We start from the raw sequence: 9,607 nt of genomic DNA on the forward strand, positions 1-9,607 counted from the left end.
GTGGGGTCGCGGTATTTTGCCAAATCAGAAAGTCTTTTTCAGAGTTTCCCTAGGCGCTTTTAAAGGGGGCCAAGCGCCAGGCTCTTTAAGAGAAACTTATTAAGTGAGCGTTGCATGCCGCTGTGCAAATCACAGATATGACAGCCAGCATGAGACGACGGGTTTGCAGCGGGTGCAACTGACAACCCAAAAAGCTCAGCCCGCGGCCTGCAACCACTTAAACAACGCCATTTCCACACTGCCTGGCTTGGGGGCAGAAGGAGATAGCAGGCAGTAGCGCGAGCCATCTTCAACAAATCCCAAGGGCGCGACTAACACACCGCTTTGAATGTCGTCGCGCACCAGGTGCCACGGGCCAATGGCGACTCCAAGGCCTGCAACAGCTGCCTGGATGCTGAAATAGAAGTGCTCAAAAGACTGCATTTCCATAGCCGGAGTGGGTAACCCTTTTGCAGCAGCCCACTCCTGCCAAGCCGTAGGTCGGCTAGTCGTCTGAAGCAGGGGGGCCGAGGAGCGCAGAGCGTTTCGGTTTTTACCAAACCATAGGTCAGATTTTTCTGGGCGGCAGACAGGGCCGACCTTTTCTGCGAAAAGCGTTTCGGCATGATAACCGGAGGGCCGGGGGAAATCGTCGCGCCGAATGGCCAGGTCGATGCCCTGGTTGAATGAAAAGGGGCCGCCGCCGGCAACCAGGTGAATGTCTAGCCCTGGATGACGTGTTTGGAAGTCGCTCCAGCGCGGGATCAACCAGCGCATCAGCAGCGTTGGCTCGCAGGACAAGACAAGTCGGCGAGCACGCCGGGCGTCGCTGCGTATCTCGCGAACGGCCTGGTTCATCAGCCCGAGGCCTTCACTCACCGCTTTGGCCAGGCGCCTTCCGGTATCTGTTAAAAAAACCCTTCGGCTACGCCGCTCGAACAGCTCAGCGCCTAAATCCTCTTCAAGCAGGCGCACTGCGCGGCTAATGGCGCCGGGTGTCAGATGCAGTTCGTCAGCCGCACGGGCGAAGTTTTCGAAGCGTGCGGCGGATTCGAAGCAACGCAGTGCGAGCAAAGAGGGCAGGCGTGCCTCAGAAATAAGTGAGTTGTAGTCACTATTTTCTTCAGAAATAATCGTTATTACCCAAGCAGAAGATCTGTAATTATTGGCTTACACGACCAATAATTCAAAGGGTACACCATGGGCGAATGGATAGTAGTAATCACCATCACACTCCTTGCATGCATCAGTCCAGGGCCCGATTTCGCCATGGTCTCTCGCAATGGGTTGCTACGGTCTCGACGGGCGGGCGTCCTCACGGCTGTGGGGATTGGTGTGGGGGTGCTTGTCCATGTGTGCTACACGCTGCTTGGCTTAGGGTGGGTGCTGCAACAGACACCTTGGCTGTTCAATACGTTGAAGCTGGCTGGCGCTGCCTATCTCGTCTACCTGGGCATTAAAATGCTTCGTTCCAGGCCAGCGGTTGAACAACTGGACGCGCCACCTGCGGTGATGTCAGATCTGGAAGCGCTGCGGATGGGATTTCTCACGAATGCGCTGAACCCTAAAACGTCGATCTTCATTGTCAGCCTGTTCATGGGTGTCGTACGGCCGGACACCGCTATCACTGTGCAAATCGCCTATGGGTTATTTATCGCCGGGGCGCATGTGTTGTGGTTCAGTCTCGTCGCACTGTGCTTTTCCGCCGGGAGGGTGCGCGAGAAATTGATGGCCGCCCGACAGTGGATTGACCGGATTTTTGGTGCCGCACTCGTGAGCTTCGGGATATTACTGACTGTTGCCTAACGTTATGGCCGGGTTGAATATTCATACAGGGTTTGGCTGATCTTCATGCCGTTGCCTGCATATCGCCACGATGCACGATATGCACTTTGTTCCCGTCCAGATCCCGCAGATAGGCACCGTAATAACCGTCGCCATAATGTGGGCGCGGGCCTGGCTCACCGTTATCGATTCCGCCAGCCAGCATTCCAGCGGCATAGGCCACGTCTACTGCACCTGGCGAGGGGGCAGAGAAAGCCACCATGCTGCCATTACCCGCAGTGGCGTCCTGGCGGTTGTAGGGGGAGTAGACATAGAAGCGCGGCAACGGGCTGCCGGCGCTGATCCAGCATGCGCAAGCCGGCCCGCCATCCGGGGTTACAGGGCGGCGGCACAGGCCCAGTGGGATCAGTACGGCATCGTAGAATGCGGCGGCTTTATCCAGATCGTTTGTTCCGACGGTGACGTGGCTGAACATGCCGACTCCTTGAGGGTTATAGGGCTGAAAGTCAAAGTACAGCGCTGTTATTGGGCCTGCCAGCAGAGGGTGCTATTGGGATGGAGCCTAGTGTGTGCGATGTCCGGTTTTCGAGTGCATATGTCATTTGCGGGGGTAAAACCTGCTTCAGTTCAGTAGTGTGTGCCTGACGAATCGCGCAGTTTTTTCCAGTGTTACCTTGATATCAGGATGCTTGAACTGGTATCGGTTTTCCAGCGCCTTACTTTGAACCATATCAAAGCGCTCGGTCCGGATGAAACTCAGGGATTCGGGGTTGGTGCCAAAGTGCGTGGACACGCCTGGGATTTTTAGCAGCCATCTGAGCAAGCCCAGGGGGAGATGATGGCGGGGCGCTTGCACTTCCACGGTGGACGCCATGTACGCGAGCAGCCCTTGCAGATTGGGGGTGTGCTCGTCCAGTGCCAAGACCTGTTGGTTTGCCATGGCAGTGTCGAATGCCGTCGCGACCATCAAGGCAACCAGGTAATCGACACTGACCAAAGGCAACCAGTGTTGGGCCGATCCAGGAATTGCCGTCAGCTTGCCGGTTGCCAGGTTGCGAATCAGTTCGGCCACGGGCTGACCGGCCAGGATATGCCCACTCTTGCTATGCCCACACACTGTCGCAGGGTGCACGATGGTGTAGGCGGCCCGCTGCGCCTGCATGTAGCGAATGACCGCAAAGTGCGCCTCCAGCTTGCTGGCCTCGTACCCACCCACACGTTTGTATACGGCGGGCCAATCGGTGGTTTCAGGGCATTGGTGATCAATGCCAATACTGCCCAGGTGCGCGATGTTCTGCAGCATATAGCCGCCGACCATCAACAACCGGCTGCGTTGACTTGCCGCCAATTGGGCGACCTGCAGAGCACCTTTTACGTTGACTGCGCGGGCTTGCTCCAGCGACAGGCCCCAGGCGAACTGAGCGGCGACGTGGAACACCACACAGGCTGAGGCAATGCGCTGTCGATCGGCCTCACTGAGCCCCAGCTTTTGCTGATTGAGGTCGCCTTGAACCGCATGGATAAGGTCTGGCTCTCCTCCCAGTTGGCGCACCTGCTCCCTGAGCTTCTCAAGGTTTGAAGCGTCGCGCATCAGCACCCAGGCCTTGTGTCCCGTAGAGGTCAGGCGAGTCAGCAAATGCTGTCCGATAAAGCCGCTGCCGCCGGTGACAAAACATTCTCTGTTCATAGCGCACTCCTTGGTTCGATAAAGTGCGCAGGCTAAACTGTAGAGCTAACTCTATAGTCAAGGAGAATTTACGGTGAAAGTTGCACAGCTGGAGCGCAAGAGCGGTATCGGGCGACATACCTTGCGTTACTACGAGCAGCTCGGGTTGATCGAGGCCCAGCGGGGAGCCAATAACTACCGTGTTTACAGTGACCAGGCGGCATTGGATCTGGAGTTTATTCAGATGGCGCAGAAGATGGGATTTTCCCTGGCCGAAATCGGCGAGATCCTTGAGGCCAAACGGCAAAGTACGATCGACTGTGCCCAGGGTGCCGCATTGGTGGCGGACAAAATGGCTGAGATTGAACTCAAGATCAGTCATCTCAAGGTCTTGCATGGCTTCCTGGATGCGGAGCGCTTGCGGCTTGAGGCCAGTGCCATCGCGCTGGGGCAGACCGTCATTTACAGTCAGGCACCCGGGCCCGTTTAGGTTCTAAAGAGAATTGTATCTCTCGATCTGCCCCCAGCTGTACGGGGCAGGGCGCCACAGAACCCTCTACTGTCAGGGCAACAATCATTTGCCGGATGCCGCACCATGCTCATGTCTACCAGCCTGCTTTCGGCCTTTGCGCTGTTTGCCTTCGTGTCTTCGATTACCCCAGGCCCCAATAACACCATGCTGTTGGCGTCGGGCGTGAACTTCGGTTTTCGCCGCTCGATTCCCCATGCCCTGGGGATCAGCGTGGGCTTTATGGTGCTGGTGATTTCGGTTGGCCTGGGCCTGGGGGAGGTGTTCAAGGCGTTGCCTTGGGCGTACACCGCGTTGCGTTATATCGGGGCGGCGTACTTGTTGTACCTGGCATGGAGGATTGCCAACTCTGGCGCGATGTCGGACGACACGCACGGCAAGCGCAAACCCATGACTTTTCTCGCAGCCGCGGTGTTCCAGTGGGTCAACCCCAAGGCCTGGGTCATGGCGTTGGGGGCGATCACCACCTATACGCCGGCTGAAGGCTACTTCACTAACGTACTGGTCATCGCCGTGGTGTTTGCAGTGGTCAACCTGCCGAGTGTGTGCGTCTGGGCGGGGTGTGGCACCGGTTTGCGCAATGTCCTGCGTGAGCCGCGCTGGTTGAAGCTATTCAACTGGTCGATGGCGGGGCTGTTGGTGCTGTCGTTGTACCCGATGTTTTTTCTGGGGTGATGGGTTCGAGATATAAAACCCTGGACCTATCCCGAAACACTCTACCGAACTGTGAGAAGTGACAGTATCGAGCAGCAAGGGGCTTGCGCACTATTAATTGCAGTCTGCGGTTTTTCTGTTTTTCCAGCCAATGGTGTTTTTTGGAGGGGATCGTTAAACCATCAATCTAAAGTTAATGGAGTGTCACCCAATGTCGAAGGAATTAATGAGCCCGCCGGGCTCGGACAAGCTGCAAACCAACCCTGAGGTCGGAGGCTCTGCCAATGAGCTGAAAGACCCGTCTTCCCAGTTGGCCTTTCTTAAAGACTATTCCACAGCACCTGCCACCTATTTGGTGATGGTTGATGGATACGTCATGACCACCCCGGATATTGCCAAGGCCTCGAAATTTCTGGTGGTCAACTATGGCTCCGGGAATTGGTACATGGTTACCGTCGGCACGGCAGAGTACCTATCGTTTACCAGCCGCAGCTACCTGTATGCCTATTCGAGCTGGACTAACGCCAGGTACATGAGCATTGACCCCGTGAGCTTTAATAGTTACCCCGGGCTCTATCTGTACAACGGTTACGTCTGCTGCAACGGCGTAGCGGACAAGCCCGGCGAGCTGATGAACGTCCATCCCGAATGGATCAAGTGACGGTTTGAAACACGCAAAACTGTGCGCTTGATGAAGTAATGCCAGAAGTCAGTTGTGCATCACGCGCACCATGCCTCACACCCCAGTGTCAGACCGGTGAGATGGTGGCCAGCAGGCCGATCCCAATGGTCAGTGCCAGAAACCCAAACAGAAAAATTGCCATCTTAGCCATGGGGCCTCCAAAAGGAAGAAGGGCGGCTGGAGGGTTCCTGCCGATGAGCCATTGTCGGGGTTGTGGCGTGTTCGGTACAGATGCAGGTGATAAAGAAAAAAGCGTATCAGATTCGACATTCAGGCTGCTGTGCTGGGGTTCTGGCTGGGGCTCTGAGGTGCTGATCAGACTGTCGGGAGCTTGGGGTTGGCGTCTGGACTGCGAAGGCCCTTAACGTTCGGCAGGATGTATTTGAGCCATTGCACGCGGTGTGGGCCTGACAGGTCCGGCATTTGGTCGATGCCCGCCGATTCAGCTTCATCGCTTGGGTAGCAGCTGTCACTGCTGCGCCTGCCGTCGGGGTAGACAATAAAGCCCCCGCGCCCGTTTTCACATTCATGTAGATACACCGGCGACAGTTCGCGCTGCTTATCAATGCGTGCATTCAAATGGACGATATAGGCACCCATCGCAATCGTCACACACACAATCAGCCCCAGGCATATCACCAATTGCCAGGTGTAGCTGGCGCCGGCGTTCAGGAGCCCTTTGACTATCGAATAAAGGTTCATGACGGTGATGACCCGTGGATAGGAAGCGTCCAGCCTAGACAGTGCCGGGTTAACGCCAGGTAAACATCCACGGAAAATCGCTCGACTTCCGATATCCTTCAACCTCTGCGCAACCTGTGCCCGAGGGGGCTTTCCCGTGCATATTCACCTGCTGCTGGTCGAGGACAATCTTGATCTGGCCACTACCGTCATCGAGTACCTGGAGATCAGCGGCATGGTCTGCGACCACGTCAGCAATGGCCAGGCCGGTCTTAACCTGGCACTCGCCCAGCATTACGACGTCATTCTCCTGGACATCATGTTGCCGCGCCTCGACGGCCAGCAAGTATGCGAACGCTTACGCCAGCAAGGCAGCCAGACGCCCATCCTGATGCTCACTTCACTGGACGCTCTCTCGGACAAGCTCGCCAGCTTTGCAGCAGGCGCCGACGACTACCTGGTCAAGCCCTTCGAGCTGGCCGAACTGGTGGCCAGGATCCGCGCCCTGAGCATGCGCCGCAGCAGCCAGACCAGTCGCCTGCAGGTGGATGACCTGGTGATGGAACTGACCACCCGCACAGTCAGCCGCGCCGGGCAGGCGCTGCATTTGTCGCCCATCTGCTGGACCTTGCTGGAATACCTGATGCGCGCCAGCCCTGAACCGGTCCCCCGCGAACGCCTGGAAACCAGCATCTGGGGTGACGAACCACCGGACAGCAATACGCTCAAAGTCCACATGCATCGGCTGCGCAAGGCGGTAGACAAACCCTTCAACCGGCCGTTGATCCACACCCTGCCTGGGGTTGGTATTCAGGTCAAACCCCATGCGTAATAGGCTGAGCCTGAAGTGGGTGATCAGCGGCAGCTTCCTGTTCCTGATTGCTGTGGTGTTGCTGATCTACAGCCAGTTGCTGCCGGTCTACACCGTGCGCGGCCTGCTCTACACCGCCAGCGCGATGATGGAAGAAGAGGCGCAGTATTTCGTCAGGCACTACACCAAGGATCCGAGCACGCCACCACCGCACAACTACTTCTTTAAGTCGGTTATCGGCAAGGAAGCCTTGCCGCAAAGTGTGCGTCGCATGCTCGACGCGCCGCCGAGCATGTCCTTTGGCGCCGTTCAGGTTTTCGGTGATATAGACTCCGATGATGATGACGCAGAGGTCCGGGCGCTCCTCTCCCAGCCCCTGGGTGACGGCAAGACCCTCTATATGTATGACGTCGACCATGATCACGAAGAGGGTGGCGAGGTGGAGACGCCGCTGTCCGATGCCTACTTTGACCAGGTACTGCAGGGCGTCGCGTTCATCAGCCTGGCGGTGTTCGTGCCGGCGCTGATCATCATTGCCCTGTTGGTCTGGTGGCTGGTACGGCCGCTGGGGCGCCTGGCCCAATGGTCCAGCACGCTGAAAAACCCGGACGCAATGGCCGGCGAGCGCCCTGATTTCAGCTTCAAGGAGTTCAATACGCTGGCCGACGCCCTGGCCCAGAGTGTTGAGCAAGTGCAGGCCGCCAGCCAGCGCGAAGGTCGCCTGTTGCGCTACACCAGCCATGAACTGCGGACTCCGCTGGCGGTGCTAAAGGCCAATATAGAACTGTTGACCCTGCAGTCTGGTGGTGTCCTGCCACCCCCTCTGCAACGTATTGAGCGCTCGGTACTGAACATGCAGCTTATCGCTGAGACCTTGCTGTGGATGAGCCGCGAGCGTCCCGAACCCTTGCCGGAGGAAGACATTGACCTGAGCGCGTTGGTGGGTGAGTTGATTGACAAACATCGCTACCTGATCGGCAACCGGGATATCGAGCTGCTTGTCGACATCCACAGCGAGCCCTGCCGATTACCTCCCACAGCATGCCGCATCGTGATCGGTAACTTCCTGCGTAACGCGCTGCAATATGCGGAAGAAGGCCAGGTAGAAATCAACTTTAGCTACCCCCGGTTGCTGATTGCCAATCACATCAGGGAAGCCAAACCGGGGGAGGAATCCAGCGATTTCGGCTACGGCCTGGGGTTGCAGTTGATGCGCCAGTTATGTGCAAAATTGGGTTGGAAGATTGATGTGATACTTGAGCAGCAACGTTTTACGGTCGCTCTGGAGTTCACGAGCTTGCAGGGTGTTGGCGCGCCGGGGGGAATAGGGTGAGCAGTGTTGGGGTGGGAGGTGGGATTTTGCGCAAACTGATTGTTGTACTCATGCTCGGTTTTTCGTGCAGTTTTCCTGTGATCGCGGGTGATGGCAGGCCGGTCAAAGTCTCGGCCTTTGGAGCGGTTGTTTCATCAAGTCTTGCCGTGACTCTTTTCCCCGTTACGCTGACTGAAGACAGTCAAGAAAGTAGCCGGAATAGTTCAAAAAAAGGCGACCCAAAGGTAGTTGCAGCTCGCAATGATGCTGCAGCTTTCGTCGCGAGTGATGGCGCTATTCGAGGTGCAAGCTTGGAGGCTGCATTCGAGGTTTTGCGTGCTCAGAATAAGGCGGGCACAGCCGGCGACATCGAGCTGGCTGAAGCAGTTTTGGTTTATGAATGGCGCTAGCGAAACAGGGTTTTGGATGGGAAGGGCGGTATGGAACCGCGTTTCATCTGCAACCTGAACCAGCAGCGCAAGGCTGATGCCTGGTCGCTGCTGCGTGACATCTCGGCGATCTACCGGGGCATGACTTACTGGGCCCAGAGCCAGGTGTTCACTCTGTCGGATAGGGGCGGGGATAGTTTACAGAATCCTAAAATATTAACCCCCCTGTCTAAGAGTGCCATTAAATTTTTGTGCCGAGTATGACTATGCCGTTATGAGTACTGGTTTTGTAAACTCTTACCTGTCCAGTACTGTCGATAACGTTTGATCGGCATATTTTTATTTCTTTATTTAGCTCTGGCTCGAAGAGTTCAATCCCACTACAGCTTCTTCTGCCGCCTAATTGAGTTTGTGATTCCTTTGAAAACATTTTTCCGGAAGGTTCCGGCAGATTGACGTTGAGAGTGTGGGGGGCTCATTGCGAGAAAATGCTCCACCAAAACGTCACCTACTCAAGTAAGAGGCTTGAGGCCCTGATCAACCAGCCCTTCTACAATCGCGGTGCAGGTTCCCGAATTTTAATAAGCTTATTTGTAGGATAATTCCTTAATTTTGTTCTGAATGATCCCTGGTGCGCTGTGAAGGCTAGTAATCACCATTTAGAAATGGAATTTATGTGCTGTGGCTGGTGCGCTATATGACGCGTCGGCTATATGCACTGATTTCAGTATTGGTTTCGCATCAGCACTTGCTGCTGCAAAAAAGTCTGGAGGGGAGGTGTTATGGTTTCTAATAGTTTCCCAAATGAAGTGCCAAAGACGCGGGTCAATATGAAGCTAGACCTGCACTCCGGTGGCGCCCAGAAGAAAGTCGAATGGCCACTAAAGTTAATGGTCATGGGTGATTACAGTAATAGTGAGGAGCAGCCTCCACTTTCTGTTCGAGAAAAAGTTTATACGCACAAAAATAACTTTGACAGCGTCCTCCGTGGTGCGTGCCCTGCAGCACATCCAGGCAATCAACGCCTCAGATGAGTTCGCCAAGCTGCAGCGTCGATACGACTTTGGACCGCTCCCTGCACCTCACCGACGTAATGGTCGAAGGAGAAACCATTGACTT

At 55.9% G+C, this 9,607-nt stretch carries 11 protein-coding genes and 1 pseudogene; 8 read left to right on the forward strand and 4 right to left on the reverse strand.

From position 1 onward, the window contains the following. Nucleotides 1-195: 195 nt before the first annotated feature. A complete protein-coding gene (locus KL786_RS28870; RefSeq protein ID WP_215519789.1) occupies nt 196-1,113 on the reverse strand; it encodes a LysR family transcriptional regulator in 918 nt (305 codons plus the stop codon). Nucleotides 1,114-1,179: 66 nt separating this feature from the next. Here KL786_RS28870 and KL786_RS28875 point away from each other — a divergent pair, with 66 nt between their 5' ends. Further along, nucleotides 1,180-1,785, forward strand: coding sequence for a LysE family translocator (locus KL786_RS28875; RefSeq protein ID WP_215519779.1), 606 nt, complete (start codon nt 1,180-1,182; stop codon nt 1,783-1,785). 43 nt (nt 1,786-1,828) lie between these two features. Here the strand turns inward: KL786_RS28875 and KL786_RS28880 are convergent, their stop codons facing one another. Together KL786_RS28880 and KL786_RS28885 are read right to left on the reverse strand one after the other, a co-directional pair. Continuing rightward, a complete protein-coding gene (locus KL786_RS28880) occupies nt 1,829-2,239 on the reverse strand; it encodes a VOC family protein (RefSeq protein ID WP_215519780.1) in 411 nt (136 codons plus the stop codon). Between the two features lie 147 nt (nt 2,240-2,386). Continuing rightward, on the reverse strand, nt 2,387-3,451 hold the full coding sequence (locus KL786_RS28885; protein WP_215519781.1) for an SDR family oxidoreductase: 1,065 nt from the start codon (nt 3,449-3,451) through the stop codon (nt 2,387-2,389). Between the two features lie 73 nt (nt 3,452-3,524). On the opposite strand from KL786_RS28885, the gene KL786_RS28890 reads away from it, so the two are divergent. The 3 genes from KL786_RS28890 (at nt 3,525) to KL786_RS28900 (ending at nt 5,274) form a co-directional block, all read left to right on the forward strand. Next, entirely contained in the window at nt 3,525-3,920 is a 396-nt protein-coding gene (locus KL786_RS28890; protein ID WP_215519782.1) for a MerR family transcriptional regulator, read from the forward strand. 105 nt (nt 3,921-4,025) lie between these two features. Continuing rightward, nucleotides 4,026-4,634, forward strand: a complete 609-nt coding sequence (locus KL786_RS28895) for a LysE family translocator (protein WP_215519783.1) — start codon at nt 4,026-4,028, stop codon at nt 4,632-4,634. 190 nt (nt 4,635-4,824) lie between these two features. Then, the gene (locus KL786_RS28900) at nt 4,825-5,274 is read left to right on the forward strand and encodes a hypothetical protein (RefSeq protein ID WP_215519784.1); all 450 of its coding nucleotides are present in this window, start codon (nt 4,825-4,827) and stop codon (nt 5,272-5,274) included. Between the two features lie 336 nt (nt 5,275-5,610). On the opposite strand, the gene KL786_RS28905 is transcribed toward KL786_RS28900, so the two are convergent. After that, the gene (locus tag KL786_RS28905; RefSeq protein ID WP_252193890.1) at nt 5,611-6,099 is read right to left on the reverse strand and encodes a hypothetical protein; all 489 of its coding nucleotides are present in this window, start codon (nt 6,097-6,099) and stop codon (nt 5,611-5,613) included. Nucleotides 6,100-6,133: 34 nt separating this feature from the next. Here KL786_RS28905 and KL786_RS28910 point away from each other — a divergent pair, with 34 nt between their 5' ends. From KL786_RS28910 to KL786_RS28925, 4 genes and pseudogenes are all read left to right on the forward strand, one after another. After that, complete coding sequence (locus KL786_RS28910; RefSeq protein WP_215519785.1) at nt 6,134-6,808, forward strand: response regulator transcription factor; 675 nt, start codon at nt 6,134-6,136, stop codon at nt 6,806-6,808. Next, on the forward strand, nt 6,801-8,120 hold the full coding sequence (locus KL786_RS28915) for a sensor histidine kinase (protein ID WP_215519786.1): 1,320 nt from the start codon (nt 6,801-6,803) through the stop codon (nt 8,118-8,120). The genes KL786_RS28910 and KL786_RS28915 overlap by 8 nt, the downstream gene beginning before the upstream one ends. Before the next feature lie 26 nt (nt 8,121-8,146). Beyond that, on the forward strand, nt 8,147-8,509 hold the full coding sequence (locus KL786_RS28920) for a DUF2388 domain-containing protein (protein ID WP_215519787.1): 363 nt from the start codon (nt 8,147-8,149) through the stop codon (nt 8,507-8,509). Nucleotides 8,510-9,270: 761 nt separating this feature from the next. After that, nucleotides 9,271-9,492 (forward strand): annotated as a pseudogene (locus KL786_RS28925) (type VI secretion system contractile sheath small subunit); the annotation flags it as partial. Between the last annotated feature and the right edge of the window lie 115 nt (nt 9,493-9,607).

It is taken from the genome of Pseudomonas sp. TAE6080 (assembly GCF_018732265.1).
Lineage (GTDB): Bacteria > Pseudomonadota > Gammaproteobacteria > Pseudomonadales > Pseudomonadaceae > Aquipseudomonas > Aquipseudomonas brenneri.

Coding starts and splice junctions, on each gene's coding strand:
- KL786_RS28875 (WP_215519779.1), top strand. CDS start 1,180: ATGGGCGAATGGATAGTAGTAATCACCATCACACTCCTTGCATGCATC.
- KL786_RS28880 (WP_215519780.1), bottom strand. CDS start 2,239: ATGTTCAGCCACGTCACCGTCGGAACAAACGATCTGGATAAAGCCGCC.
- KL786_RS28885 (WP_215519781.1), bottom strand. CDS start 3,451: ATGAACAGAGAATGTTTTGTCACCGGCGGCAGCGGCTTTATCGGACAG.
- KL786_RS28895 (WP_215519783.1), top strand. CDS start 4,026: ATGCTCATGTCTACCAGCCTGCTTTCGGCCTTTGCGCTGTTTGCCTTC.
- KL786_RS28900 (WP_215519784.1), top strand. CDS start 4,825: ATGTCGAAGGAATTAATGAGCCCGCCGGGCTCGGACAAGCTGCAAACC.
- KL786_RS28915 (WP_215519786.1), top strand. CDS start 6,801: ATGCGTAATAGGCTGAGCCTGAAGTGGGTGATCAGCGGCAGCTTCCTG.